The sequence below is a fragment of the Leptospira idonii genome (assembly GCF_004770995.1).
In the GTDB taxonomy this organism is placed as follows: Bacteria; Spirochaetota; Leptospiria; order Leptospirales; family Leptospiraceae; genus Leptospira_A; species Leptospira_A idonii.
In genome coordinates, this window is sequence record NZ_RQHW01000008.1 from 115,134 (window position 1) to 142,001 (window position 26,868).

The 26,868-nt window shown below is 42.0% G+C and carries 22 protein-coding genes; 17 read left to right on the top strand and 5 right to left on the bottom strand.

Annotated elements, in window-relative coordinates:
• Nucleotides 1–3: 3 nt before the first annotated feature.
• The 5 genes from EHS15_RS02480 (at nt 4) to EHS15_RS02500 (ending at nt 9,365) form a co-directional block, all read left to right on the top strand.
• Nucleotides 4–2,526 (top strand): penicillin acylase family protein, encoded by a 2,523-nt coding sequence (locus EHS15_RS02480; protein WP_135758958.1) that lies wholly within the window; start codon nt 4–6, stop codon nt 2,524–2,526.
• A 130-nt stretch (nt 2,527–2,656) separates the two neighbouring features.
• Complete coding sequence (locus tag EHS15_RS02485; RefSeq protein WP_135758959.1) at nt 2,657–3,931, top strand: TolC family protein; 1,275 nt, start codon at nt 2,657–2,659, stop codon at nt 3,929–3,931.
• Between the two features lies 1 nt (nt 3,932).
• Nucleotides 3,933–4,886, top strand: a complete 954-nt coding sequence (locus EHS15_RS02490) for an efflux RND transporter periplasmic adaptor subunit (RefSeq protein WP_135758960.1) — start codon at nt 3,933–3,935, stop codon at nt 4,884–4,886.
• Nucleotides 4,887–4,888: 2 nt separating this feature from the next.
• Complete coding sequence (locus EHS15_RS02495) at nt 4,889–7,996, top strand: efflux RND transporter permease subunit (protein WP_135758961.1); 3,108 nt, start codon at nt 4,889–4,891, stop codon at nt 7,994–7,996.
• Nucleotides 7,997–8,189: 193 nt separating this feature from the next.
• Nucleotides 8,190–9,365 (top strand): tetratricopeptide repeat protein, encoded by a 1,176-nt coding sequence (locus EHS15_RS02500; protein WP_135758962.1) that lies wholly within the window; start codon nt 8,190–8,192, stop codon nt 9,363–9,365.
• A gap of 12 nt (nt 9,366–9,377) precedes the next feature.
• Here the strand turns inward: EHS15_RS02500 and EHS15_RS02505 are convergent, their stop codons facing one another.
• A complete protein-coding gene (locus EHS15_RS02505) occupies nt 9,378–10,667 on the bottom strand; it encodes a PilZ domain-containing protein (RefSeq protein ID WP_135758963.1) in 1,290 nt (429 codons plus the stop codon).
• Nucleotides 10,668–10,760: 93 nt separating this feature from the next.
• Between EHS15_RS02505 and EHS15_RS02510 the strand changes: the two genes are divergently transcribed.
• The 12 genes from EHS15_RS02510 to EHS15_RS02565 all read left to right on the top strand — a co-directional run bounded on the left by EHS15_RS02510 (nt 10,761) and on the right by EHS15_RS02565 (nt 22,162).
• Nucleotides 10,761–11,291, top strand: a complete 531-nt coding sequence (locus EHS15_RS02510; RefSeq protein ID WP_135758964.1) for a hypothetical protein — start codon at nt 10,761–10,763, stop codon at nt 11,289–11,291.
• A gap of 2 nt (nt 11,292–11,293) precedes the next feature.
• Complete coding sequence (locus tag EHS15_RS02515) at nt 11,294–12,094, top strand: enoyl-CoA hydratase/isomerase family protein (protein WP_135758965.1); 801 nt, start codon at nt 11,294–11,296, stop codon at nt 12,092–12,094.
• Between the two features lie 85 nt (nt 12,095–12,179).
• Entirely contained in the window at nt 12,180–12,875 is a 696-nt protein-coding gene (locus EHS15_RS02520) for a Crp/Fnr family transcriptional regulator (RefSeq protein WP_135758966.1), read from the top strand.
• A gap of 180 nt (nt 12,876–13,055) precedes the next feature.
• Nucleotides 13,056–14,006, top strand: coding sequence for a rhomboid family intramembrane serine protease (locus tag EHS15_RS02525; RefSeq protein ID WP_135758967.1), 951 nt, complete (start codon nt 13,056–13,058; stop codon nt 14,004–14,006).
• A 51-nt stretch (nt 14,007–14,057) separates the two neighbouring features.
• Complete coding sequence (locus EHS15_RS02530) at nt 14,058–14,534, top strand: LIC11177 family protein (protein ID WP_135758968.1); 477 nt, start codon at nt 14,058–14,060, stop codon at nt 14,532–14,534.
• 15 nt (nt 14,535–14,549) lie between these two features.
• Complete coding sequence (locus tag EHS15_RS02535; protein WP_135758969.1) at nt 14,550–15,179, top strand: response regulator transcription factor; 630 nt, start codon at nt 14,550–14,552, stop codon at nt 15,177–15,179.
• Nucleotides 15,180–16,352 carry a hypothetical protein gene (locus EHS15_RS02540; RefSeq protein ID WP_135758970.1) on the top strand — a complete coding sequence of 391 codons (1,173 nt, stop codon included), beginning with the start codon at nt 15,180–15,182 and terminating at the stop codon, nt 16,350–16,352.
• Nucleotides 16,353–16,470: 118 nt separating this feature from the next.
• Nucleotides 16,471–18,705 (top strand): sensor histidine kinase, encoded by a 2,235-nt coding sequence (locus tag EHS15_RS02545; RefSeq protein ID WP_135758971.1) that lies wholly within the window; start codon nt 16,471–16,473, stop codon nt 18,703–18,705.
• Nucleotides 18,706–18,976: 271 nt separating this feature from the next.
• Complete coding sequence (hisB, locus tag EHS15_RS02550; RefSeq protein WP_135758972.1) at nt 18,977–19,558, top strand: imidazoleglycerol-phosphate dehydratase HisB; 582 nt, start codon at nt 18,977–18,979, stop codon at nt 19,556–19,558.
• Nucleotides 19,555–20,181: an imidazole glycerol phosphate synthase subunit HisH gene (hisH, locus tag EHS15_RS02555; RefSeq protein ID WP_135758973.1), complete on the top strand. Its 627-nt coding sequence runs from the start codon at nt 19,555–19,557 to the stop codon at nt 20,179–20,181. Before hisB ends, hisH begins: the two co-directional genes overlap by 4 nt.
• A gap of 2 nt (nt 20,182–20,183) precedes the next feature.
• Nucleotides 20,184–20,918 (top strand): 1-(5-phosphoribosyl)-5-[(5-phosphoribosylamino)methylideneamino]imidazole-4-carboxamide isomerase, encoded by a 735-nt coding sequence (gene hisA / locus EHS15_RS02560; protein WP_135758974.1) that lies wholly within the window; start codon nt 20,184–20,186, stop codon nt 20,916–20,918.
• 14 nt (nt 20,919–20,932) lie between these two features.
• Nucleotides 20,933–22,162 carry a vitamin K epoxide reductase/DsbA family protein gene (locus EHS15_RS02565; protein WP_135758975.1) on the top strand — a complete coding sequence of 410 codons (1,230 nt, stop codon included), beginning with the start codon at nt 20,933–20,935 and terminating at the stop codon, nt 22,160–22,162.
• A 5-nt stretch (nt 22,163–22,167) separates the two neighbouring features.
• On the opposite strand, the gene EHS15_RS02570 is transcribed toward EHS15_RS02565, so the two are convergent.
• Genes EHS15_RS02570 through EHS15_RS02585 form a run of 4 tightly spaced genes read right to left on the bottom strand, consistent with a single transcriptional unit; the run spans nt 22,168 to nt 26,852 of the window.
• Nucleotides 22,168–23,157 (bottom strand): N-acetylneuraminate synthase family protein, encoded by a 990-nt coding sequence (locus EHS15_RS02570; RefSeq protein WP_135758976.1) that lies wholly within the window; start codon nt 23,155–23,157, stop codon nt 22,168–22,170.
• 29 nt (nt 23,158–23,186) lie between these two features.
• Nucleotides 23,187–25,253 (bottom strand): ferrous iron transport protein B, encoded by a 2,067-nt coding sequence (gene feoB, locus EHS15_RS02575; RefSeq protein WP_135758999.1) that lies wholly within the window; start codon nt 25,251–25,253, stop codon nt 23,187–23,189.
• A gap of 12 nt (nt 25,254–25,265) precedes the next feature.
• A complete protein-coding gene (locus EHS15_RS02580) occupies nt 25,266–25,529 on the bottom strand; it encodes a FeoA family protein (protein ID WP_135758977.1) in 264 nt (87 codons plus the stop codon).
• Between the two features lie 18 nt (nt 25,530–25,547).
• On the bottom strand, nt 25,548–26,852 hold the full coding sequence (locus EHS15_RS02585) for an ABC1 kinase family protein (RefSeq protein WP_135758978.1): 1,305 nt from the start codon (nt 26,850–26,852) through the stop codon (nt 25,548–25,550).
• Nucleotides 26,853–26,868: the final 16 nt, after the last annotated feature.

Below are 26,868 nucleotides of genomic sequence, written 5' to 3' on the forward strand. Positions count from 1 at the left end.
GTGATGAACCTTTCAATCGTAACAAATACTTTTTCCCTTCTAAAAAAGCGCCCTTTCCTTTCGGGAGGGGTGCTTTTTCTATTATTACTCCCTGTGATTCTCCATTTTATCTTTTGGGGACTAGTCGCTTCCAAAGCTCCCGATTATGAAAGAACGGTGCAGCATCCTTACTTAAGTTCGGAAGTCACTGTGGTTCGAGACAAACATGGAATTCCTCATATCGAAGCAGGGGATGCGAAATCCGCCTATTTTGTGTTAGGTTATGTAACGGCGCAGGATCGTCTGTTTCAGATGGAGCTGCAAAGAAGGATCGGAAGAGGGGAACTGACAGAACTTTTCGGGGAAAAATTATTAGAGACGGATAAATTTCTCAAAACCCTTCTTTTGAAAAAAACAGCGGAAGAGTATGCGAATGCGGAGAAGAAGATCCATCCTGAGGCATGGGAAAACTTGGATTCCTTTCTGGAAGGGATCAATGCCTTCGTAGCGGAAGGAACTTATCCGATCGAATATACGATTTTAGGAACCACTCCTAGACCATTTAACCGTGTAGATGCGATTTCATTTTTGTTTTATATGGGGTTTTCTTTTGCGGAAGGAATCAAATCGGACAGTTTGTTCTCCATCCTGGAATCTCAAATCAAGGATAGAAAGGTAGGAGAGTTATTCCCTCGTTACGATTTTGAACAGAATGCTACCATTTTGGAATCACAACCGGGTTTTCCCCGATTGGCGACAAATTCCGGGGCGAAAAAAACTCCTCTTCCGGAAACTTCTTTCAAACAAAAAGCACAAGCTTCTTTATCTAAACCCTTGAAAGATGTTTCCGGTATTTACGAGTTGTTAGATGTCGTGAGTAATTTACATCTTCCTATCGAGCCGATGGAAGGAAGTAATTCCTGGCTTGTGGCTCCGTCCAGGTCTTCCAGCGGGGGAGCGGTTCTTGCCAACGACCCTCATATCGCTCTTTCCAATCCGGGAACTTGGTACGAAGCTCATATTCGTTTCCCTGGTTACGAAAATTACGGTTATTTTTTAGCCATCATTCCTTTCCCTTTGATTGCGCATAATCAAGATAAGGCGTGGGGTCTCACTATGTTGGAACATGACGACGTCAATCTATACTATGAGACCGTATCAGGGAATTTCGTGACGGAAAAAGGAAAACAAGTTCCGATTCAGGTTTATTCCGATCCGATCTCTTTAAAAGGAGGAGGGTCGGAGAATTTCGAAGTAAAAATCACTCCTCACGGTCCGATACTAACGGAGCATATCAAAGGTTACACGGGAGATCGGCCGATCAGTTTGTATTGGTCACACCATCATCTTCCGAATCCTCTTTTGGACGTATTGTTCCAAATGGGAAGGGCGAAAAGTTTTCAGGAACTCGATTCCGCTTCTTCTTTGATCGCAGCCCCCGGACTTAATTTTAGTTATGCGGATGCAAAAGGAAATATCGCTTATTATTCCGTAGGGAGATTCCCTATTTTAAAATCCGGAAATTCCCGTAAAATTTTGGAAGGCGCTACGGGAGAAAACGATGTGATCGGTTATCTTCCTTCCAGCCAAAACCCGAAACTCATCAACCCTCAAAATGGAATCATTGTCACTGCGAATAATAAAGTGACTTCCCGTCCGATTCCCGGTTTGGGTTTTCCGGAAGGAAACTGGCAACCAGCGGATCGTTTTCAAAGGTTAGTTGATGTTCTGGGGCGTCAGGAAAAATGGTCTTTGGAGGAACTTGCTTCCTTACAGACAGATACAGTTGCTTCTTTTGCTCCCGTATATCTGGAGATCGCCCTTCCTGCGCTCGAGAAAGTCAAATCCCTTCCCGCAAAACGAGCGTTGTCCATTCTGAAACAATGGAACTTCGAACATCATCCAGATTCGCAAGGCGCTGTAGTTTACGACGTATTCTTTTATTTGACTTTGAAGAATATGCTGATCGATGAGTTAGGCGAAAAGAACTTTGAGTTGTATGGAGATTTTGCGGAATTCCTGAATGCATACAGAGCATTCGTGCAAAATCCAGATTCTCTTTTTTGGGATGATCTCCGAACGGAAGGAAAAGAAACCAGAGAAGATATTTTCGTAAAATCTTTGGAGGACACTGCTGTTTATTTGGAACAAAACGTTTCCAAGTCTCCTTCCTTATGGTTATGGAAAAATTTATATCGAATCAAACATCCTCATCCTCTCGGGGTGATTCCTGTTTTGGGAAAAATTTTCGACGTCGGTCCTCTTCCTTCCGCAGGAGGAACGGAAGTCGTCAATAATTTGAAGTATAAATTAATGAAGGAAGACTGGACCGCAATGGCGGGCCCATCCAAAAGAAGAGTGATCGATTATGGCAGGTTTGGCGATTCCGTCACTCAACTGCCGATAGGAAATAGCGGAAATCTGGGAAGCCCGTTTTACGGGAATATGGTGGAAGATTATATCCTGGGAAAACATAGAACGATTTTATATTCTAAAGAAAGTTATTCTCAAGGCAGATTTAAAAAGGAATTTCACCCTTCCAAATAACCTTATCTTTTTTAGTAGCATATCTTTCCGTTCTTTGTTCGGAAGATATGCTGTTTTCGATTCGGATCTTCGTTTTCAATTATCTACTTGCTAGAACCGGACTGTTTCTGAATAAGTAAACTAAGCTGGGATGATGATGAATCGATTTGTTTCCCTATTTACGATCATTTGTTTTTTATGCTTCCGTTCCCCCGTTTTTTCCGTATCTCTTAAAGAAATAGAGAGAGAATTTCAGGAAAAAAATCTATTTTTATTATCCAAACAATACGAGATCGAATCTTCCCGTGCTCAGATTTTGCAAGCAAGACTTTGGCAGAATCCGAATCTTTATATAGAACAGAATGTTTATAATTGGAAAACTGGTCGTTATTTCGACGTAACCAGCAAAGGGCAGTCTGTAGTTTCGTTTCAGCAGTTGATCGAATTGGGAGGAAAAAGAGAAAAACGAATCCAAGCAAAATCACTGTTGAAAGGAATCACCGAATATGAGTTATATGATCTTACCCGTGCTTTAAAATTCGAACTTAGATCCGCCTTTTTTTCCCTCTACTACTATCGTGAGATGATGGAGTTTTACAAAGGCAGCAGCCGTTCCATTTCGGAAACCATTGCTCGTATGGAAAAATCCTATTCCGATAAGGATGTGACCCTCAGTGAAATCATGCGGCTCAAGGCGATTTTATTTTTACTCGATAATGAAAGTGCGAATCTTTCCGTCAAAATCCAGGAACAAGAAGATAGTTTGAGACTGCTCTTGAATCAAACGGAATCGAACCGTTTTCCCGTATTGGAATTGGATGAATCCGGCTTGGATCGTTTAGATATATTCTCTTTGAATGTTACGGACCTGCAGGATTGGGGAGAAAAAAATCGTCCGGATGTTCAAATTGCCGATTTGATGATTCAATACGAAAGAACCAACTTATCTCTTGCGAAAGCGGAAGTGATTCCCGATTTGAATTTGGGAATCCTATGGGACAGGCAGGGAAGTTATATTGAAAACTATTACGCACTGACCGCAAGCATCGCTTTGCCGATCAACGATAGAAACCAAGGAAATATCAAGTCCGCCGAACAATCCGTAAAGACTTCGGAAGTGAAAAAGGAGATCGTTCGAAATAAATTGAGAAAGGAAATCTATGCATCCTGGAAAAAGGCGTTCGAAAAAGATAAAGTGTATCAATCTTACGCCAAAAACTTTATCGTAGACTATCATTCTTTAGCGGAAGTTATGTTGAAAAATTATACGAAACGTTATATTACAATCATAGAATTCGCCGATTTTTTCGACGCATACAGACAAAGTATGGAGCAGTTTCTGAATTTGAGAATCGAAAGGCTTCAGTCTTTCGAGAATTTGAATTTTTCCGTCGGCTTTAATCTTTTGGAATTGGAGAAAAACTAAAATGCGAAACGTTTTCATCCTTTTTTCCTTTCTATTCTTTCTGTTTTGTTCCAAGTCAGAGGAAAAATCGGTGGTAGACCACAGTTTTCCAACCGTAACGAACAACGGAAAAACAATCACCTTTTCAAGTGAAGAATCGATGCACCGATTCGAGTCGATCGTTCTACAAAGACAACAGGGGTTCCTTTCTGTTTTGGCTACGGCTCATGTGATCGCCAGCATCTCGTCTTCTGTTCGTAATACGGAAAAAGTGATTCTATTCGAAAACCCGGAAATCGCATCTTTATATGCCAGTTATAAAAAATCAAAAACCGATTTGGCAAAAGCCAGAAAAAACATAGAGCGTGTGAAGGATATGTTCGAGAACCGAGTCGCTACGAGAAAAGATATGTTTGAAGCTGAGGCGGAACTCACAGACAGCATCGCAGACATAGAAGAGAAAGAATCCAAACTCAGAAGTTTGGGCTTCAATCCCATCCAATTGGAATCTTATTCTTCCGGCACGGTCATCATCGTTTCCGAACTTCCCGAATCCCAATTGTCTCAAGTGGAAGTGGGAGAAAGCGTGGACATCACTTTCTCCGCTTATCCGGACAAGGTTTTTGTGGGAAAGGCGGAAGCTATCGGGGACAGTTTGGATAGTGCAACTCGTACGGCAAAAATCAGAGTAGCTTTGAAAGTGGGTTCACAAAAAATCCTTCCGGGAATGTTCGCAAAAGTAGAGTTTGGTGATCGAACCGAAAACCTTTTGATACTTCCCAAAACCTCCGTCGTAAGCGTGGAGGGAAAAGATTATGTATTCGTAAAAGCCGATTCAAAAACAATCCTTCGCAGGGAAGTGAAGTATTTGATCGGTTCCGGCAATGAAATCTCCATCTTATCCGGCTTGGAAGAGGGGGAAGAGGTGATCGTAAAAAGCGTCATCCTCTTAAAAGGAATCAGTTTCGGATTATAAGCATGATTGAAAGATTCATTGAGATCAGCCAAAATCAGAAAGTATTCACTATTTGTTTTACGATTATGATCATTTTGGGAGGTCTTTGGGCTTGGAAGGCTCTCAAAAAAGAGGCTTATCCAGACATCGGAGATACCCAAGTAACAGTGATTGTGCGGTATCCCGGGCGTGCCGCTTTGGAAGTGGAACAACTCATTACTTTACCCTTGGAAAGAGCCTTAGGTTCCGTTCCTCAAGTGATCAGCAGGCGTTCCAAAACAATCTTCGGTCTTTGTGTCTATCAGTTGGTGTTCGATGACGGAACGGACGATTATTTTGCAAGGCAGAGAATTTTAGAAAAGCTCAGTTTGATTGATCTTCCGGAAGGAGCTGATTTCGACTTGGCTCCTCTTACGAGTCCTGTCGGCGAAATTTTACGTTATGTGATCGAGTCGGAAGACTATCATAGCCAAACGGATTTACGAACCTTTCAGGAGTGGATCGTTATTCCCCGTTTGCTGCAAGTGAAAGGAGTCGCCGATGTGATCAATTTCGGAGGACTTTCCAAACAATACCATGCAGTCGTTTTCCCGGAACGTTTGTACGGTTTGAATCTAAGTTTGGATGATGTAGTGCATTCCATTCAGAAAAACAATTATAATACGGGAGGAAACTATATCCATTCCGGCGAACAGAGTTTAGCGATCCGAAGTATGGGTGCCATTCGTTCGAAAGATGATTTGGAATCGATCGTAGTTAAAAATTCCGGGGGAGTTCCCGTTTTTTTATCCCAATTGGGAAGAGTGGAAGAAGGATACAAACCACCGTCCGGAATTTTAGGTTATTACTATCTTAAAGACGGAATCCAAGTCCAAAATCCCTCGGGAGTGCAGGGAATGGTTGTTATGCGTAGAGGGTCCAATCCTACGGAAGTGATCCAAAGTCTAAAAAAGAAGATCAAAGACATCAACGAAAACATTCTTCCTAAAGGAGCCAAGCTGACTCTGGTATATGACCGCTCCAATTTGGTGGATCATACCATTCGAACCGTCGGCAGAACCGTATTGGAAGGAATTTTATTCGTTTTGATCATTCTGATTTTTTTTATGGGAAGTTGGTCGACCGCATTGATCGTCGCGACTACCATTCCCATCTCCCTTTTATTCGCATTCGGGATGATGTACATCACAGGGATTCCAGTCAATTTACTTTCGTTAGGTGCGATTGACTTCGGGATCATAGTGGATGGTTCTGTTGTGATGGTGGAAGCTTTACTTCGTTCCATACGTAAACCGGAGGATAGAAACCAAGCCCACTTCATTGCTGTTTCTAAAGACACCGGGAAAGAAATATTTTTTTCCATATTGATCATCATTTTATCCTACTTCCCTATTTTTTCGCTGCAAAGGGTGGAAGGAAAACTATTTTCCCCGATGGCATACACTCTTTCCTTTGCGATCGGCGGTTCACTGTTATTGACTCTATCCATTGTTCCCATTTTATTATATTACACGATTCGAAAATCTAAATCGTCCCGTATGGAATGGGAGAATCCTATTTACCTTAGAATGGAAAAATATTATTCCCTTCTTCTCGATAAACTTTTTCTTCATTTCAAAAAGTATGCGATTTTGGGCTTTAGTATCGCCTTTTTTATCTTCAGCATCACTTTCTATCGAATCGGTGTGGAATATCTCCCCGAATTGGATGAAGGTTCCTTGAATATACGCGCTTTTCTCCCTGCGGGAATTTCTTTACAAACTGCAAGAACCATTTCGGACGAATCCAGATCATTGATCTCTTCGAAAAAAGAAGTGAATTTAGTGGTAAGCCAATTGGGAAGAAATGATGATGGAACAGATCCTTACGGTTCCAACAGAATCGAGATACTTGTAGGTTTATATCCTTATGAGGAATGGGAATCGGGAAAGAGCAAAGCAGAGTTAGCTGATGAAATCAAATCCGAATTGATCCGAACTTTTCCAGGAGTCAAATTTTTATTATCCCAACCTATTATGGACAATGTGGCCGAATCTGCGACGGGAAGTGTTGCCGACTTAGCCATTCATGTTGCGGGGACGGATCTGGTTCGTTTGAGAGAATTGGGAAATGAAATTCTTTCCGTGATCAGTTCCATCCCCGGTTCTGTAGACGGTGCCATCGAACAAGAAGCTTCTCAAGCTCAAGTTGTGATCGAAATCAAAAGAAGGGAAGCTGCCCGTTACGGAATCAATATCAGCGAGATCCAAGATATGATCGAAGCCTCCATCGGAGGTAAAGAAATTTCCACTCTTTATGAAGATGCTTGGCGTTTCGGGATTGTAGTTCGTTATCCTTCCTCTTATAAAAATTCAATAAAGGCGCTGGAAGGGCTGTTGATTAAATCGGAAAACGGAGCCTTCGTGCCTTTGAAAGATCTTGCTTATATAGATGAAAAGGACGGCCCCACCATCATCCAAAGAAACGACAACAGAAGGGTGATTTCCGTTCGCACAAATATTCGAGGAAGAGATCAAGCCGGGTTCGTGAAAGAAGCTCAAGAACAAGTCTCTAAAAAAGTGACTCTTGATAAACGATATGAACTGCAATGGGGAGGTCAATACGAGAATTTAATAAGGGCAGGCGACAGGTTGATGATCATCATTCCTATCACATTCTTCTTGGTATTCATTCTATTGTATTTTCATTTCAAAGATTTCCGATATTCTTTGACTGCCATGATTTGTGTTCCCTTTTCCTTAACGGGAGGAGTCGTGTTTCTCGCACTGAGAGGGTATCACTTCAATGTTTCCGCAGGGATCGGTTTTATTTCCTTATTCGGGATCTGCACCATGACAGGGGTTTTGTTTTTATCTCGAATGAAAAAACATTCCATCACTGGAAGTTTGGAAGAAAGAATTGCCGCAGTAAAAGAAGCCGCCGTTTTGCAATACAAACCTCGTATTATGACAATCTTGCTAGCGTTATGTGGTCTTATCCCCGCTATGTTGGGACATGGGGTCGGATCCGACATCCAACGTTATATGGCCACAGTCATTGTGGGAGGGTTGTTTTGTGAACTCTTCCTTACTTTGACCTTGCTTCCTTGTTTTTATCTTTGGATTTGCTCCGAGGAAGGGCAGGGCGCGTAAATCGTTCGATCCGCACTCTGTCTGGGAGAGAAATCTCTCAGTCGCTCTGCGCGTGAATCCTGTCATTTGGGGAAGATTTTCCCAAAAACATTCTAGGTTTTTCTCTTTTTCCTTCGAAATTTGCATCTTTCTGCCATAAGCGGGCTGATAAATCTGTTTCTATTCCTTCGTTTCGGCCGATAGTTTGGGTAGTATGTCCTTTCGATTCGTCTTGGTATGTTTGTCTTTATTCTTAAGTTTGTTTTCCTTGTTTTCGCAAACTTCGGAAGAAAGGCTTGCTTTCGCATTCAAAAGCCAAGACTCTCTCGATCCTCTTCGCATGATCATTGTAGGCGAAGTCATTGGAATCGAGAAGGCAAGTTTTTTCGAAGTGGATAAAGTCTCCGCCGAATTGGACGTGGACACTCGTCCGGATACTGTGACTGTGAAAGTTCCCAGTCCGAAAGGACTCAGAGTAGGACAGACTCTATATCTTTTGGAAAAAAATCCGGATCATAAAACCTATCGGGACGGAAATATCGTGGGAATGGTCACAGTGAAATCCGTTTTCCAAACGACATTTTTCGGATGGCAGGTTCGAGGGGAAGGATACCTTCGTTTGATCGAAGATCGACCTGTAACTGCTGCTAGGTTATTGGATACCACTAAATACGAAGAAGCATTCATCGCAAAAAAACAAGCTGATCATTTTGTCGCCAAAGGAAAGTTAGAAGAAGCGATTCGTTTGTACAAACGAGCCATTTCCATGGACCCCGGGCATCCTGATATTCATTTCGCATTAGGAAAGGTGCATTGGCAGGATGGAGAAGGATACGTATCCGCAGCATACGAATTTTCGCAAGCTTGGAAAAACAGGGAACGTTTTTCCAATGCACAGGAAAAACTATTATTCTATCTGGAATATATGAGGTTCCTCATCTATCAATTCAAAACGGAAGGAAAGGAAAATCCTAAGAGTCTGGAACTACTTCCTCAAATCGCAAAAGAAGCCAGAACTTTGAATCCTAAAAATTACGAAGCTTGGTTGTACAGTTTCGAATCCGCTTATCTTCAGTTTGTAAGAGCGAATGCATTGGCCTCAGGAATGGATGCCCGCAAAAACAAGGATGAGTGGTCCGAAAAAGCGGAAGAGGCTTTGGCAAAATCTTTGTCTCTTCGTAAATCCGACTATTATCTTCATAAATTAGCTTGCGAATATTATAATTTGAAGTGGAAGGAAACGAGAGGTTCTCAGAAGGAAAAAGACTACAGAGACAAACTCGTAGAACATGGAAAATTATTGAGAATCTATTATACCGGTGAAGGAACCATTTCCGAAGAAATTCTAAATGCGGTGAGACTTGCGGAAAAACAATCAGGAATTCACTGAGATTCTCTGATTTTACTCGGAAAGAATCTTCATACTTTTTTCGAATAAAAAGGCTTCCAAATACAACATATCATCCGGAGCAGTGCTGAAGTAATTCACTCCCAAATGATAGTGATCTCCTCTGTCCAAAAATCGGATGATCTCTCCCCGGACGATCATAGTTCTGTCTTTCGTAAGAGGAATGAACATTTTAATGATATTGTGGCGTTTTAAATAATGGAACAAACGTTTGTCTTGAATTTCAAACAAAAGGCCGTCCAAGGAAATGTCGACCACTCTGGTCGTACTTTTCATCGTTTCATAACTTCCGTATTGAATGGTCACTTTTGTGAATGCATAACTGATGATTTCGGAAAGTTCGTGAATGTAAATCGCCTGAGTGTTGGAAACCGTATAACGATCCATAGCTGTAGAGTAGGCTTTCACGTAACCGACCACATCGTCATAAAGTCGGATCGGAGCGATCACGTAAGAAACCAAAAAGTCTCTTGATTCCGATTTCCTCATGGACTCGAAAAATTCCAAAGTGAAATCTTCGCCCAAGTCCTCCACCATCTGTTTGTATTCGGAATGGTAATTGAATAAAAATTCGCTGTCCGTGGTTTGAATGTAAGAATCTACCCTGCTGCAGTCTGGGATATAAATCGTCTTCGCGGTTCTTTCCAAAGTTTTTTTAACGAAAGATTCCGTTTCCGATAGATGAACTCCTTCCTGAAAAAACTTGAGTTCATATTCCTTGGAAACTTTTTGAATGGCATCCGTAAGAATCACATTCAATAGTTTGAGATCCGGCTGATCCTTTCGAATCTCCTTCATCAAATGAGGGAAACGACTTTCCGCATAAAGGTTTTTTCCCACTTCTCTGGAACCGCCCGTTAAGGAACGAAACAGAATGATGAAGTTCATGAACAAATCGTCCACAGGAATCCTTTTGTTGGTTCTTAGTTGGTAGGATTGCAGCTCCGTAGGTGTACGAATGATGATTTGATCTTGATGGATGTCGGAGATCACCACCTCGAACTGGTAGTTGATGTTCATCACCTCGAATCTGACCCTGGCTCTTCTGGAACCTTTTTCCACAAGGTCGGGAATCATCAAAACGACAGTGTCCGTCCGGATCTCTTCCACCGCCGCAATCAGGATTTCTTCTTCGTAAATGAATTCGAATTCCCGATTGTCCGCTTTAAGATAGTAGAACAGATGTTTGACTATATTCACGTCCGATCCTACGATCGTCTCTTCGAAAAGAGATTCCAGGATCGTGATGAGTTCCTGCATCGAATCGGATCTGCCGATAGCCATACTTATAATATCGATTTTTGCAGGCCTAAAATCCAAATTCGAGCCTGGAAAATGATGCGGGAAAACGACAAAATCCTCCGAAAGAGGAAGTATATGGAATTAGTTCTCCCTAAAAACGTAAATCCCGAACTTTTGCCGATGATCCGCCAGGGTTTGCTTAGCCCGGAAAAATTGGCTATTTTAGTCGATCTCTATGAAATCGTGGATCGATTCGCCACCACTCTTTTTACGGAAGAAGAGGCGCAATTGAGGATCAAGGAAAGACATGGAGTTTTGCCCGACATCATCACTTGGGGGGACTATTTCCAAACCGAGGTGGCTTCTCGTTACTTTTTGGAATCGGAAATTTCTTTCCGTAAGATCGTAGATACGATTCGTTTCGATTTGATTTCTTCTCATTTGATCTTTTCCGGAAAACCGGAATATTATAAAAACAGAGTTCGTTCGGAAGCGATGGTCAGCAGAGGAATCGATGCTGCGCTTTGGAAAGCGGAAGAAGAGGAATCCATTCATTTGGAAATTTTATTGGATTATTTCGAGAACCTAGGTCTTGCAGAACGCCCTCTTTCCATCCAAGATAAAATTTGGTATGAAGCATTCAGCTTACAGGAAGTTGCTGTATAAATATGAGCCAATACGAGTTCCTAGAAGTTGAAACGGAAACCCTGAAACAGGGCAACATCGTTTCCATTTTTTTAAATAATCCCAGCTCCCGAAATTCAATGACTTGGAAGATGGGAGAAGAATTTTATTCCGTCATCCAATCGTTGCGTAAGGAAAAAACTCTTCCTCGTGCCGTCATCGTATCCGGTAAAAACGATGTGTTCTGTGCAGGAGGAGATTTGAATCTTCTCAGATCTTTTTCTAAAAAAACTTATTCGCAAAACAAACGTGATATGAGAAAGTTTTACAGCTTTTTTCTTTCCGTTCGTAACTTGAATGTTCCCGTCATCGCAGCATTGAACGGACATGCGATCGGAGCCGGTTTGTCTTTGGCTTTTGCTTGCGACTTAAGAGTGTTTGCCGACGAAGGAAAGTATTCGTTTAACTTTGTTAGATTGGGAATCCATCCCGGTATGGGAAGTTCCTTTCTTTCCCCTGAACTTTTAGGGAAAAGTTTGGGAGGCAGACTGCTTCTTACGGGAGAAACCTTTTCCGGGATCGATGCAAAAAACTGGGGACTGGCTTGGGATTCCGTTCCGAAACAAGATGTTTATTCGAAAGCCAAAGAGTATGCGAAATATATGGCGGACGGAGCTCCTCTCGCCTTGCAAGAGTTAAAAGAAAATCTGTATTCCTGGAAGACTTTGGACAAAGCCCTAAAAAAGGAAGCATCCTCTCAGGCACGAAATTTTCTCTCTGCCGACTTCTTGGAGACTCTAAACAGTGTAGCGGAAAAAAGGAGTCCTATTTTTCTGGGAAAATAGCTTCCCTGTTTTAGAAATTTTCTAAAAATAAGATGGACTTCGCAATAACTTGCGCTAAAGAAAAAGGTAGGTCTGTTTACTTTCCATGGATGTAGATACCAATCCTGACTGTTTTGATTGTGATTATAGAAATCATAATGTTTTGCATTGTGCGGCGCATTCTACCATCGTCAAAATCAATGAAGAGAAAGGATACAATCTCTTCAAAAAAGGCACTCATATCCTAGAAGCAGGTAAACCTGCCAACGGCTTCTTCTTTATCAAAAAAGGTCTGGTACGTTGTTTTGCACAACTTCCTTCCGGCAAAGAACAAACCTTTTGCCTGAGAGGTCCTGGAGACTGGCTCGGGTTCAGAGACTGCATCTCCCAAAGCTCTTTTCATCACAATGCCATTGCTGTGGAAGATACGGATGCATGTTATCTTACCAGGGAACTGGTGGAAACTTTGGTACAGGAAGATCCTTCCTTCCAAAAAGACGTGTTCCGTCAGATGGCGAAGGAATGGAGAGAGTCCGAGGAACAAATCGTTTCCTTAGGAACGAAACAAGTTCATGAGAAACTGGCTGAAATCATAATTGTTTTAGACAATGCACAGGGAAGCCGCAATCGAGTGGATCTAAAGATCACGAGGGACGTGTTGGCTAGTTTCATAGGCATTCAAACGGAGACCTTGGTGCGTGCTTTGGCAGACCTAAAAGCCAGAGATTATATTTCCGTAGAAAAGAATAAAATCGATATTCTGAACAAGGACGCACTTCGTTCCCTTTCTAAAATTGCTTAAAAAACTTTCTCGGCTATTAACTCAAATCCCTAAAATTCCGATCATCTTAGTGATTGATAATCAAGACAAAGTCTGTTGCCTGATTTTGTCTAAAATCACTCCCGGGGGGGCGCCGAAAGGGGACCCCCTTTTTTTTATTTCCCTTGTTTCTTTCTCTGATTTGCAAATACTGGAAGATGTATGAGAGAAAGCCGCAGGGAAGATTTGAAATTATTCGGAAATCCAATTCTTCATCCGCTCAACTTAATTTTAATCTTCAACGTCCTTGTTTATTTAATTCAGATGGTTGCGGAACAGCAGCTGATCTATCGTTTTGCCCTCATTCCTAAATTCTTTTTTTCCGGTGCCTACTGGCAGGTGTTTACATACGGTTTCCTTCACCAACAAGGAATCATTCCTTTTCATTTGCTCTTTAATATGTATGCCATGTATATGATGGGAAACTATCTCGTTCCTATTCTAGGAAAATTTAAGTTTACACTTCTCTATTTCTTATCTCAGTTAGGTGGTGGGGCCTTTGTTGTTTTATCCGCTTACTTGAATGTGAAGTTGGGAGGAGACATTCCCATTCTTTATGATCCTTCTACTTTGGTAGTGGGAGCTTCCGGGGCAGTGTTCGGGCTTCTTGCCATTTTCGGAGTTTTTTATCCGAATGCGATGATTGTGATTTTTATTTTTCCTGTAAGAGCAAGCAATGCCGCTTGGGTTGCATTTTTGGTAGGATACGCTCTCAGCATATTTATGAATGTGCCTATGTCGAACACCGCTCATATGGGAGGAATGGTTACAGGAATTCTACTCTATACTTTATTTGAAAAATACATTCAGCCTAAGAACTTACCTACGTTACCCGGAGCGGAATGGGAAACCTTAGAGGAATCCCCAAATGTTCCCGTCAAACAGAGTTCTCCCGGAACAGAGGAACTATTTTCCGATCAGAAAAAAGCCAATGAGCAATTGTTATCTCAAATTTCAAAATGGGTGGATCTGGCGCAGATAGAAGCTTTTCTTCTCGATAAACAGGTGCCAAATGCCAATATCTGCCCACCTTCCAGTTTTCAGGAAACGGATCCTGTCTGTTTGAGATGTGATTGGTTGCCGAACTGCGCTTTGAGAAAAGCAAGGAATTAGTTTTTTTCGGTAATTTCTTGACAAAGCTGTCAAATAGAGATAATAAAGCGCATGGCTGAACCTAAGTCCAGTACGATCAACGAAGTTTTGAAAAGGGAAAAACTTTCCAAAGACTTCGAAAAAGAAAAAATCGAAACGGAAAAAAAGGCGATCGAGGCTGCGGTTGCCAAAATGGAAACCTCCTCTAAATCTTCCGGAACTGTCGCTTCCGCTTCCTCTTCTAAAAGATTTATCACCGCTTTTGACATCGCTTATTCCCAAGCAACGAAAGACTTAAGGTATTATTTTTTAGGCGAAGCCGATTACGGGACTCAATTCAAAAATTTATTTTTAGAAAACGAAAACATCTTCAAAAGACACTCAATCAACGGAAAAAAATATTTGGAGTATGTAAGGGAAGCCTTCGAACGTTATAAAAAAATCCATAGTCTGATGCCGATGGAACCTATGAAACCGAAACATTTTAAATACGTAGAAGAATCCATCCAAGAATTGATTCGAATGTTAAGCCAAAGATTTGGCAAATAAGCAGAGTTAGTTTAAATGAACGATGCTTTAAAAAAAGTCATCCTCTTATTGGAAGATGACTTATCGTTCGCACACGAAACGATTTCCCGTTTTCAAGAAGAAGGAAACGGTTATAAAATCATCCACTTCACTTCATTTCGCGACTTTTCCGCCAATCAACCCGAACATGTGGATCTTGTGTATCTGGATTTGGGACTTCCCGATGTGGACGGATTGGAAATCATTCCTTACTTATCTACTCGTTATGCGGGAGCCAAAATTTCCGTTCTTTCCATCTTTCAGGATGAGGAAAGAGTGTTTCAGGCGATTCGTCACGGAGCTTGCGGATACATCTGGAAATCGGATGTGAAAAATCTTCCGGAGACCTCCAAAGTATTGTTAGAGGAAGGAGTTCTGTTAACACAAAGCATCGCTCTTCGTATCATCAAACATTTTCAGACTCCTGCCAGTCAAAATTCGATCGTAAGCGTTCTTACCGAAAGAGAAAAACAAATATTGGATCGAATCGTGAACGGAGAGAATACGAAAGACATCAGCCTGTCTTTGGGAACTTCGGACGGTACGGTTCGAAACCAATTAAAAAGCATTTATCGCAAACTGGAAGTTAAATCAAAAAGCGAATTGATTCTGAAGTTCAAAAGATAAATGGAATCCCATTCTCGTTATGAACTGATTTTCAGAAAAATCACCAAAAAACCCCGCTTCTATTTCGGATTCGCATTCTTATTCGCAAATGCACTTGGTTGTTATTTGGAATGGAAAAGGAATGTTCCTATTTTATTCTATCTCGACTTTACAATGTGTTTGGTCAGTGTCGTTTTGATTCTACTTTCCGGCGGAAGGGAAAGAAGGACGCATATTTTTCTTTATCTATTCTTTTTGACTGTAGGGATCGTTCTGGAAATCGAAACTCAAATTTTCGATCCTGTGGGAGAGTTCGATAACGTTAGAGTTGGATATGCCGTATATCTAGTGTTAATGTTGTCCGTTTTTCTTTTTCCTGGAAAACCATATCAGTTCTTTCTATTCTGGGTGGGAATTTATTTATATTCTTTCATTCGTTATACATTTTTGGGCCCTTTGGATAACATCATTTCCAGATTCATCGTTATGTCCACATACGGAATTCCCACTTATATCTTCGCCATACTTACGTTCAATTGGTGGTACAAACTGAATCTTCAGAACGTAACCCAAAAACAGAAAATTCTTATGCTTCAGGCCAAACTTGTGCAGCAGGAAAGGACTTCCATCTACAGCGACATGCATAATTATCTGGGCGCAGGACTCACTCAACTTATGTTAGCTGTTGATAAAATTCCCATCGGGGAGGTTGTCAGCAGTGAAAAAAAGGAAGAGTTGAAAAACACCGCCTTGTTTTTGATCAGCAGCCTCCAGTCAGGGATCTCGGTGAAAGAGGATGTGCAAAATCTATCCGGAGATTTTTTGCTGGGAATGAAGTCCATCCTGATCCGAAGGTATTCCATTTCGGGAAGAAAGCTGAAGTTTCGATTTCCCGAGTCTTTGGAAAGATTTTCTCTCAAAGGAAAGGAAAAACAGTTTTTATCTCTTCTTACCGAAATCACAAACAACGACTTGAAATACGGTTTCGGGGATCCCGTATGGGAGATCTTAGAAGAAGGAGATAAGGTCTGTTTCAATTTCGATTCCAAAACGACTCGGCATGAATCTTTGGGAAGAGGAAGAAAATTGATCGAAGATTCAATACTAGCTTTGCATGCGAAAGGGTTTCAATTTTCGGAAGAAGGAGAGAAGATTCGTTTCTGCTTCGCTTTGGAAAAGGGATCATCGTTCTAAGGAAATTTATTTTTTGAATTGATTTTGTTACTCATTCGAATATTAAGAATCATCTTCGGACCAGGCAAATCATAAGTTTGTCCTGCCATTCTAGGAACAAAAACGGAGACTGTCGAAAATGAAACGCTTCCTTAGATGCGCCGCTCTTTTCTGTTTTTGCATTTTTTTAAGCTGCCAAAATACCGACTTTTCTCCCCGGGCTATCGACGGAGAAATCGATCTTTCTTCTTGGAATCTTTCCGAAACAAACATGATCTTGTTAGACGGGGAATGGTTGTTTTACCCGGAAGAATGGGTGGACGATCGTCATCCTGCTTCCGGCAAACCTCATCTTGTCGTTTCTAGGGGAACTTGGAACGATCAAGTTTTGTTCCCTTCCTCTGATAGAGAAGGTTTGGGATGGGGCACTTATGTTTTGAAATTGAAATTGCCTCAGCGATTTGCCTTTAGGGACTACCGATTGAATTCGGGTCTTTATGGAGTTGCCGCCAAACTCATCGTAAACGGAGAAGAGATCGGGGAAGTCGGAAGAGTTTCTTCCGCATTTGCCGGGAGAACGGAATGGATGTCTTTCGGAGAAACTATTTTCCCTTTGAATGAAATCGGGAAAAACGCCGTTTTGTATGTTCAGGTTTCCAACTCCATGCATATAAGAGGAGGAATGTGGAAGGCTCCCGCTTTGGGAGAAAGAAGTTATATGATCTCCTCTTCTCGTACGGATATGATTCGAGAATCTTTCGCTATGGGAGGTTTATTTTTATTAGGATTGTATCAGCTCTTTCTTTATTTTTTCCGTCGTAAAAACCCAAGTTCTCTTTTGTTCTCTGCATTTTGTTTTGTCATGTCCTTACGTTTGACAGTAACCGGTTCTTATGTTTTTGCCATCATCGGAAATCTGCAGGACGGAGAACTTCCGTTTAGGCTTGACTATCTAACCAATTATTCCGGGGCTGCGATTGCGATGTATTATGTGCGTTCCTTGTATCCTCAAGCAGTTCCCATTTTGTGGGTTCATTGTTTCTCTTCGTTGTACATACTTGCTTCTTGTTTTGCCGTATTCGGTTCCCTTTATTGGTTGAGTTTCACTCTTCATCCTATGTTGGTTTTCACTTTCATTCCTCTTTCTTTAAGCTTTTATATTTTGGCAAAGATATGGATGGCGGATCGACAAGGAAGATTGATTTTGATTTCAGGGATGATCATACTTATGGTGAGCATCGTTGTGGATATCTGTTCCACTTTCTTTTCCACTTCATGGAAAGACAGTTTGAGTTTCGGATTACTTGCGTTCGTTTTGTCCCAAAGCGTTTATCTATCCCGAATCCATTCTGCGATTGTGAATCTTGCGGAAAAAGAACTTTTGGCGGCTCAATACCAATTGGTTCAGTCCGAAAAAATGTCTTCTTTGGGCATCATAGTTGCGGGAGTGGCTCATGAGATCAATTCGCCTATGGCAGTCATCCGTCTTGCCGAACAAAACGTACTTTATTCGCTGAAACAGATGCTTTCCGATCTTCCTTCTTTCGGGTCTATTCTTCAGGGAAAAAAATTATCTTTGTTCGAAAAATTGCTTCGATTTGCGGATGAACCCAAACGTAATTTACCGGGAATCGGAGAACGAACTGTCCGCAAAGAGATTGAAAAGTATCTGAATGAAATCGGATGTCCGAATCCTTCTTCGAAGGCGGAACTGCTTGTGGATTTAGGATTTGTTTCTATTTCTGAAGATTACAAGGAATATCTAACGGATCCGGAATGTGATTCCGTTTGGATTAAAACTTCCGAGTGGATCGGTTTCCTTAGAAAAATGGAAGGGATTCATCAAGCTTCCGATCGCGTCACTAAAATCATCCAGTCCTTGAAAACATTCACTCATTTGGATCCTAAGGCGGAAAAACGACTTTCTCACATCCAAGAAGGGATTGAAACCGTGCTTATTATATTTTCCCATCCTTTGAAATTCGGAATCGAAGTGCAGAAAAACTTCGATGAGATTCCCGCATTCTTATGTTATCCGGACGAACTCATTCAAGTTTGGACCAATTTGATCCATAATTCCATTCAAGCGATGGAAACGGGGAAGGGGATACTTCGCATTTCCATCAGACAGGAAGTTTCAAACGATATAAGTTATGCGGTTGTATCCGTTCAAGACACAGGGAAGGGCATTCCCGAAAAAGACAAAAAGAAAGTTTTTGAACCTTTCTTTTCGACGAAACCTGCAGGAGAGGGGACAGGGCTAGGGCTTCATATCACCAAACAAATCGTAGAGAAACATGACGGACGAATTGAACTGAATTCCGATTCTTCAGGCACGAAATTTTCCGTTTCTCTCCCCATTTTCCTTCCTTAGGGAAATCGAAAAAAAATAAAAATTCTGTCCCAGCTGGGATATTTACAGACCGGGATTGTTAATGTTAGTATAGAGAGAAATTTCGAATGCTAGCCATGAATCCCTATTTTCAAAGATTTATTATTTTCCTTTTGATCACCGCTATTTATATGCTTTGGATTTTCGTAGGTTACGATATTGTCGGTTTAGTCAGCCTCCCTTCTTAGATTTCCCGAAAACCAGGTTTCTTTCTCGGTTGACATGGTGGTTTTCCGCCAAGCATGCTCAGAATATGATCGAATCCCGTAAAACTTCGGAAACCGATATCCGTTTGGACCTGGAGGTTCGCGGAACCGGAAATTACCGTTTTGATACAGAAATCCCCTTTTTTGAGCATATGCTCTCTCATATTTCCAAACACGGTTTGATCGATATGGATCTCCATCTGCGGGGGGACATAGGAATCGATTGTCACCATTCCGTGGAAGACACTGCCATTCTTATGGGACAAATGATCCATAAACAATTAGGGGATAAAAAAGGTATCTTTCGATACGGCCATTTTACCATTCCTATGGACGAAGTTTTGACTACCGTTGCCGTGGATCTGGGCGGTCGTTTTTTCTTCAAATACACCGGCCCCGAGTTGGACGGAAAGTTCGGAATTTACGATGCGGAACTCACTTTGGAGTTTATGCAAAAATTGGCTCTCAATGCAAAAATGAATCTGCATATTGTGGTTCACTACGGGGACAATCGCCACCATATCCACGAATCCATCTTCAAAGGTTTGGGAAAAGCTCTTAGGCAAGCGATCGCATTGGATCCTGCGGCGGCGGGTCAAATTCCTTCCACCAAAGGTATGTTAGAGTGATCGCAATTCTTGATTTCGGAATGGGAAATATCCATTCCTTATTGAAAGCGGTTTCACTTTATACGGATCAGTTTCAGTTTACGAATCAACCGAAAGACATCGCAAAGGCGGATAAAGTGATTTTGCCAGGAGACGGGCATTTTCACAAAGCGATGGAAAACCTGAACCAATCGGGATTTACAGATTCCATCAAAGAACACATTCTGAAGGAAAAACCTCTTCTGGGAATTTGTATCGGTTATCAAGTGTTATTTGAAGACTCGGACGAAACTTCCAAAAAGGGACAACTCGTCCAAGGTTTGGGTTTGGTGCGAGGTAAAATCAGAAAGTTCGAAGGAAAACCCACTTCCAAAGTTCCTCATATGGGTTGGAACAAACTGTACGAAATCAAATCCAAATCGACTAAAATTCTAAAGGGAATCCAGAACGAATCCTTTATGTATTTTATCCATTCCTACAGACCTACAGGTGTGGATAGAGCCGATGCTACGGCTAATTGTCGTTATTATGGTGAAACCTTTCCCGCAGTGGTGGAAAAAGGTTCCGTGATGGGAACTCAGTTTCACCCGGAAAAGTCGGACAAACTAGGTCTGCAAATCATCAAAAATTTTATCGAAATCTGAATATGTTCATTATCCCTGCAATCGATTTATTAGACAACGAGGCGGTTCGTCTCACTCAAGGCGATTACAATCAAAAAATCGTTTATTCCTCCCGGCCGGAAGAGATGGCTGTCAGTTTCGAAAAAGACGGAGGAGAACTTCTCCATATCGTCGACTTGAACGCTGCCAAAACGGGAAGTTCCGACAATGGAAAAGCGATCCGAAACATTCGTTCTTTCTGTAAAATGAAATTAGAGTTAGGTGGAGGAATCCGCTCTCTCGATTCCATGGCTTTTTATGACGATTTGGGAATCGATCGTTTTATTTTGGGAACCATAGCAGTAGAGCAACCTAAAGTGGTCGAAGAAGGTCTAAAGGTTTACGGAACGGAAAGAATCGTGGTGGGAGTGGATGCAAAAGACGGAATCGTAAGAACCAAAGGTTGGGAAACAAACACCGGTTTAACGATCTTCGGCTTTTTGGAAAACATGCATTCTATGGGAGTTCGTCATATCATTTTTACCGACATCTCCAAGGACGGTATGATGCTTGGACCCAATTTTGAAATTTATAAAGATATTTTGGATCGTTTCCCTGAAATGAAACTCATCGCATCCGGAGGGGTTTCTTCTTTGGAGGATCTGAAACGACTGCGCCAAGTTACGAACGGGAAACTTTACGGTGCCATCACAGGAAAAGCCGTTTACGAAGGAAAAATTAATTTAAAGGAAACCTTTCGGGAATTTTCGAAAGTTTAAGAGGAAGTGAGTCAATGGACCGAAAAAAATTAAATATCATCGGTATTGCCGCGAGCATCGCAGGTTTGGTGTTATCCTTCCTGTTGGCTGTGGAATACTTTGGTTTGGGAACGGACAATATAGCGAACTCCGCCTGTTCCGCTATGGGAGGAGGATCTTCCTGCCTTAAGGTGGCAGAAAGTAGTTTTTCCGCCATTCCTAATGTTCCTATTTTAGGGGACGTTCCCATCGCTCTTTTCGGGTTCGGGTTTTACGGAGTCCTTAGTTTTTTATTCTTCTTAAATCTTCGCCCTTCCGACGAAGAAAGTTTCCAAACCAGAAGTCTTTTGATTGTCGCTATTGCAGCGTTAGGTTTTCTGTTGGACATCGTTTTATTCGGCATTTCCGTAGGGATCATCGGCACAGTGTGTCAGTTATGCGCCTTTACATACTTAGTCACTTTCATCATCGGAGTTACGGGAGTTTTGCTTGTGAAAGAAGTTAAAGCAGATTATCAAAAATTAAAATCGGCGATCGTTTCCACTATCGGCACGCTTGCTTTGGTGTTTTTCTTTTCCTTTTCGGTAGGATACGCATCTTCCAAACTAACCGCTTCTCCTTCTTCGAATACTCTTTCCACAAGTAAGGGAATGGATACTTCCGAGATCGAGAAAAAAGTCGCGGAATACGAGGCGAGTCCAGCTTTGAATATCGATATTTCCGGCTCTGCTTCCATCGGTAAAAAAGACGCTCCTATCACGATCGTTAAATATGCCGACTTCAATTGCGGTCATTGTCTTCATACATCCCACATCCTTCATACCGTTCTTTCCGAATATGACGGAATGGTAAAAGTTGTGTATCGCAATTTCCCGTTAGACGGCTCTTGTAACCATTTCGTGCAACAAGCGAGACCTGGTGCTAGTTCCTGCGTGGCTGCTATGGCATCCATCTGTGCGGACAAACAAGGAAAGTTCGAACAAATGTATAGAGGGCTTTACGACAATACGGAGAAGGGAGTGGCTCATTCCACAAGCACAGTGCTCAATTTAGCGAACACTCTTTCTCTCAACGTAAACCAATTGAAAGCTTGCATGAGTTCTAAAGAAGCGTCCGATCAGTTGAACAAAGAAATCGAAGAAGCGGGACGATTGAACATCCAAGCGACTCCTTCTCTTTATATCAATGATAAGAGGATCGACAGCGGAACACCTAACCCTGTTTTCCTCAAAACGCTTTTGGATCGATTGATTAAAAAAATCTAATCGATTTATTTCCAGGAATTTCGAATCGGCCCGTCCTCTGAAAAAAGAGACGGGTCTTTTATTTTGGAGTAGTCCCAAGCTTCCGCATAACAGGAATCTTTCGTATGAAGTGCGGGTCTCATCGCAATGAGTTGTCCTTCTTTTTTATAAAGAGATCTTCTTCCCCAAAACCATCCGTTCAATTCTTCTTGATGAGTGTTTTTACCGTAGACTCCCCGCATATCGTATGCTTGGTGAATCTGCTCGGAAACCTGTTTCAAACCTTCCGGGTCAACGGAGATGGAATGATCCGGCCCGTCCAAGTTTTTGTCCAAAGTGAAATGTTTTTCGATAAGAGAAGCTCCCATTCCTACTGCAATGCTCGGCGCCAATGGCCCTGCGGAATGATCAGAAAAACCGACCACATAAGGAGTCGTATCCAAGTAGAAAGGGATGGAGTTTAGATTCACTTTTTCCGCAGGAGTAGGATAAAGAGAAACACAATGTAACAGGGAAAGATTGGTTCCGTTGGTTCGAAACAAACTCAATGTTCGAACCACTTCCTCAGGCAATGCCGCACCGGTAGATACGATCAGAGGGAGTTTTGTGGAGATCGCCTTTTCTAACAAAGGATAGTTGACGATATCTCCGGAAGCGATTTTTAAAACGGGAACTTTAAGGGAAACAAGAAGGTCCACAGATTTGAGGCAAAGTGGAGTGGAAAAAAAATCAAGGCCTTCTGCTTCCGCCGTTTTTTGAAACTCCCTATGTTTGGATTCGGAAAGTTCGTACTGTTTGAATATATCGAAAAGAAATTTGGCGTCTTTGTCCTTCTCGTTCACGAAGTCTTCCGTGATGTAAGATTGGAATTTCACCGCATCCGCCCCCGCTTTTTTTGCGGCTTGGATGGTTCGTTTGCCTATCTCCGAATCATTGTTATGATTGAGACCGATCTCAGCGATGAGATAGGGTCTGGAAGAACGAGTGATTGTTTTTTTGCCGAGAATAAAGTCCAAGAGAAACCTCTACTCTCATCATCGGCAGATTAAGAAAAACCAAAAGCTTTTCCCAACTGAAAGATAAGTAAGGAAGAGGCGACTGCAAGTGCGGTCATATAGGCGAATTGAACGAAAGGCCAAACCAAACTTCCCGTTTCTTTTCTTACAACTGCCAGAGTGGACATACATTGGCTGGCAAATGCGAAGAACAGAAGCAGTGAAATTCCTGTGAGAGGAGTCCAAAGAGGGGAGCCGTCTTTTCTTTTTTCTGATCGTAAGGAATCCCTGAGAGATTCCGATTCTTCGGAGTCTTCCGTTCCATATAGCACTGCCAAGGTGGATACCATCACTTCTCTAGCGGCAAACGAAGTGATGATGGAGATTCCTATCTTCCAATCGAAACCCATGGGAGATAAAACCGGCTCTATCGTTTTTCCCATTGTTCCGATATAGGACGATTCTATGGGGCTTGTTTTCCATTCCTCGTTTTCAAAACTCGCAGGGAAATTGGATAGAAACCACAATAATACTGAAATATAAAGAATCACTTGTCCTGCTGTTGTCAAAAAGGATCGAACTTTTCCCAATACGGAATGGGCGATGCTTCTAAAGGAAGGAACCATATATCTGGGAAGTTCCATAATGAAATAGGAAGAATCTTCTTTAAACACAGTTCGGCGGAAAAGAAGTGCGAAGACGAGTGAGGTGCACATTCCCAAAAGAAACATTCCGAACAAAACGATTCCTTGCACATTGATGAATCCGAACAAAGGAGGAAGGGAAAATACCGTCCCTACGATCAGAATATAAACGGGGTATCTGGCAGAACACATCACCAAGGGAGAAACCAAAATGGTAGTGAGTCTGTCCGATTTGTTTTCGATCGTTCTGGTCCCCATAATGGCAGGTACGGCGCAGGCTGCGGAAGAAAGCAAAGGAATGAAGGATTTTCCGGATAGACCGAATCTTCCCATAAGACGGTCCATCAAAAAACTAGCACGCGCTAAATATCCTGATTCTTCTAAAATTCCTATGAATGTGAAAAGAAGTGCGATCTGAGGAACGAAAACGACCACACTTCCCACTCCCGCCATAACTCCATCCACTAACAGCGATTTTAGAGGTCCGTCTTCCAAAAGGGAACCCACTGTTCCTTGCAAAAACTGAATGCCGGATTCGATCGCATCCATGGGATATTCCGCCCAGGAAAACAATGTTTGAAACAAAATGGCCATCAATGAAAAGAAAAAAACGAATCCCCAAAAAGGATGAAGTAAAAACGCATCCGCCTTTTTCTGAAAGGCGAAATTTTCCTTGGCGGAGGCTTGCAGAACTTTTGCTAATACTTGTTTGATGAAGAAAGATTTACGTATGATTTCTTCTTGGTAAGAGAAACGGTATTCTTTGTTTTCTATCTCCTTTTTGATCCAAACTCTGGTTTCTTCCGGGAACGATTCGAAGTAACGGGAATCGGGAAGGCTGAGATCCCTGTTTACGTATTTGAAAGCTTGTGAGAGAAAAAATTCTCCGTCCGGTTCCGGGATTCCTATCTCTTGTTTCGCTTTGGCGAAAAGAGATTCTTCTTTGGTGTCCCAAGTCCAAAGTCTTTTTTGTTTGGCGAAGTCGTTTCTAAAGACGGCTTCTTTCAGCTCCCTGACTCCCTCTCCCGATTTTGCGTTGATGAGGAATACCTTCAAACCCAGAGTTTGTTCCAATTTTTGCAGATCCAAACGGATGTTTTTTTTCTCCAAAACGTCTTTCATGGTAAGAGTCAGGATCAAAGGAACTCCCATGTCCACCATTTGAAGAAGGAACTGCATCCCTCTTTCCAGATTCAATGCATCTAATACGTATATGGCGGCATCTTCCTGCTTTCTGGAAAGTAACACTTCATAGGCGATTTTTTTGTCTTCCGATTTCCCTCCCCATCCGTAGGTTCCAGGAAGATCGGTCAAAGACAGGGATTGTTCTCCTTGGGAAATTGTTCCCGTTTTTCTTTCGATTGTGACTCCGCTGAAGTTTCCCGTTTTTTGTCTGAGACCTGTCAATTGATTGAAGAGAGTGGTTTTGCCGCAATTGGGATTGCCGACTAAATAAATGGTTTTTTCTGTCATCATGAACTTATGTTATGTGGTGGAAGGAATGATTTCTTCCTTCACCAATATGAATTTACAATCGGAGAGACGAAGTCCTACTTTGCTTCCTCCTATGAGGACGATCATTTTATTTTGACTGGGGACCGTATTTAAGATTCTCAGTTTCGCTCCCGGGAAAAAACCCAGTTCGAGTAACTCGGTCAAAAAATGAGAAGGGGTCTGCGAATCGAAAGAGACAATCTCTCCGAAAGAATTTTCTTTCAAAAGATCCAAACCGGGAAAGGAAGACTTCATATTCGGATTCGCCTTTGTTCAGTTTGCTATGAATTTGCCGGTATCCCGGAAGAGATTGATTTCCGGGGCCATTGATTTTACATAACGGTCGAAATATAACATCTGTTTCATAAGGAGTGCGAACTCTCTCGGGATCTTCAGACCGTTTTTCTCTGCGATATCTTTCAGATCATACATGATTCTATTGACTTTGGATTCGTCGAATTGGGTTGCATCTCCCGTCGCCATAGATTCGTAGATATTTTCCATCTCTTCGAAGAGAGTCTCCAATTGTTCCGCAAGCGCATCCGGATTCACTCCTCTGTCCGTGGAATCCATCGCAACGAGTCCTTCCGCTACCAATCTGGGTTCCCCCATTCCGATCCCTTGGGTAAACAGCATAAGACCTTTCCAAACATTAGGTGAGATGCGTCCTACGATCCCGAAATCGATGAATCCGATCTGACCGTCTTTTAAGACCATTACGTTTCCTGCATGTACGTCTGCATGGAAAAATCCTTTGGAAGCCAAGGAAGAAAACCAAATTTCCAAGGCATCGTTCAAAACCTTTCTGGGATTGTTCGTAAAATTGCGAAGTCCTGCTTCGTCCGTGATAGGGACTCCGTAGAATCTTTCCATAGTGAGCACTTGTTTTGTGGAAAGTCCATGATAGACTCTGGGAACTTTCGCTCTGGTTTCTCCCGTTTTTAAAAGATACTCTTCGAACTCTTCTATGTTCCTTGCTTCTTGAATGAAATCGATTTCCTGAAGGATGGAAGTTTGGAATTCTTGGAACATTCCCGTAAGTCCCGATTTTTTGAATTCGGGAGCGATCCATTCCAGAATTTTAGTCAAAAGTCCTAAAATCTGCATATCCGTTTTGAGTGTCACTTGGATGTCGGGACGTTGTACTTTTACTACAACATCTAATCCGTCTTTGGTGATTGCAGGATGCACCTGAGCGATGGATGCCGATGCCAAAGGGACTTCCGTGAAACTATGAAAAACGTTTTTGATTTTATCGCCAAGTTCTCGTTCTACGATATGTCTGATCTCATTGTAGCTGACCGGTCGAACCGAATCCAAACACTTCTGCATCTCTTCTACATATTCCCCCGGAAAGAGGGAAGGGGCGCTTGCAATGAATTGACCTAATTTGATGTAGGTTGCTCCCAAGGACTCGAAAGATTCCCTCAGTGAGATTGCGATTTCTTTATGGTTCGCTTTGCCTGTTGCCAGTTTGGCAAGGATGGATGCTGCCTTTGTAGTAAAGACAAGACTGGAATGTACGACTCGTAAACTTGAGTTCATTCCAAAGGATAGGTAGTCGGAAATGGAATCCATAGGGCAATTTTATGAC

Bases quoted from the DNA above. Each gene is read 5' to 3' on its own strand.
- EHS15_RS02480 (WP_135758958.1), top strand. From the start codon at position 4: ATGAACCTTTCAATCGTAACAAATACTTTTTCCCTTCTAAAAAAGCGC.
- EHS15_RS02485 (WP_135758959.1), top strand. From the start codon at position 2,657: ATGATGATGAATCGATTTGTTTCCCTATTTACGATCATTTGTTTTTTA.
- EHS15_RS02490 (WP_135758960.1), top strand. From the start codon at position 3,933: ATGCGAAACGTTTTCATCCTTTTTTCCTTTCTATTCTTTCTGTTTTGT.
- EHS15_RS02495 (WP_135758961.1), top strand. From the start codon at position 4,889: ATGATTGAAAGATTCATTGAGATCAGCCAAAATCAGAAAGTATTCACT.
- EHS15_RS02500 (WP_135758962.1), top strand. From the start codon at position 8,190: ATGTCCTTTCGATTCGTCTTGGTATGTTTGTCTTTATTCTTAAGTTTG.
- EHS15_RS02505 (WP_135758963.1), bottom strand. From the start codon at position 10,667: ATGGCTATCGGCAGATCCGATTCGATGCAGGAACTCATCACGATCCTG.
- EHS15_RS02510 (WP_135758964.1), top strand. From the start codon at position 10,761: ATGGAATTAGTTCTCCCTAAAAACGTAAATCCCGAACTTTTGCCGATG.
- EHS15_RS02515 (WP_135758965.1), top strand. From the start codon at position 11,294: ATGAGCCAATACGAGTTCCTAGAAGTTGAAACGGAAACCCTGAAACAG.
- EHS15_RS02520 (WP_135758966.1), top strand. From the start codon at position 12,180: ATGGATGTAGATACCAATCCTGACTGTTTTGATTGTGATTATAGAAAT.
- EHS15_RS02525 (WP_135758967.1), top strand. From the start codon at position 13,056: ATGAGAGAAAGCCGCAGGGAAGATTTGAAATTATTCGGAAATCCAATT.
- EHS15_RS02530 (WP_135758968.1), top strand. From the start codon at position 14,058: ATGGCTGAACCTAAGTCCAGTACGATCAACGAAGTTTTGAAAAGGGAA.
- EHS15_RS02535 (WP_135758969.1), top strand. From the start codon at position 14,550: ATGAACGATGCTTTAAAAAAAGTCATCCTCTTATTGGAAGATGACTTA.
- EHS15_RS02540 (WP_135758970.1), top strand. From the start codon at position 15,180: ATGGAATCCCATTCTCGTTATGAACTGATTTTCAGAAAAATCACCAAA.
- EHS15_RS02545 (WP_135758971.1), top strand. From the start codon at position 16,471: ATGAAACGCTTCCTTAGATGCGCCGCTCTTTTCTGTTTTTGCATTTTT.
- hisB (WP_135758972.1), top strand. From the start codon at position 18,977: ATGATCGAATCCCGTAAAACTTCGGAAACCGATATCCGTTTGGACCTG.
- hisA (WP_135758974.1), top strand. From the start codon at position 20,184: ATGTTCATTATCCCTGCAATCGATTTATTAGACAACGAGGCGGTTCGT.
- EHS15_RS02565 (WP_135758975.1), top strand. From the start codon at position 20,933: ATGGACCGAAAAAAATTAAATATCATCGGTATTGCCGCGAGCATCGCA.
- feoB (WP_135758999.1), bottom strand. From the start codon at position 25,253: ATGACAGAAAAAACCATTTATTTAGTCGGCAATCCCAATTGCGGCAAA.
- EHS15_RS02580 (WP_135758977.1), bottom strand. From the start codon at position 25,529: ATGAAGTCTTCCTTTCCCGGTTTGGATCTTTTGAAAGAAAATTCTTTC.
- EHS15_RS02585 (WP_135758978.1), bottom strand. From the start codon at position 26,852: ATGGATTCCATTTCCGACTACCTATCCTTTGGAATGAACTCAAGTTTA.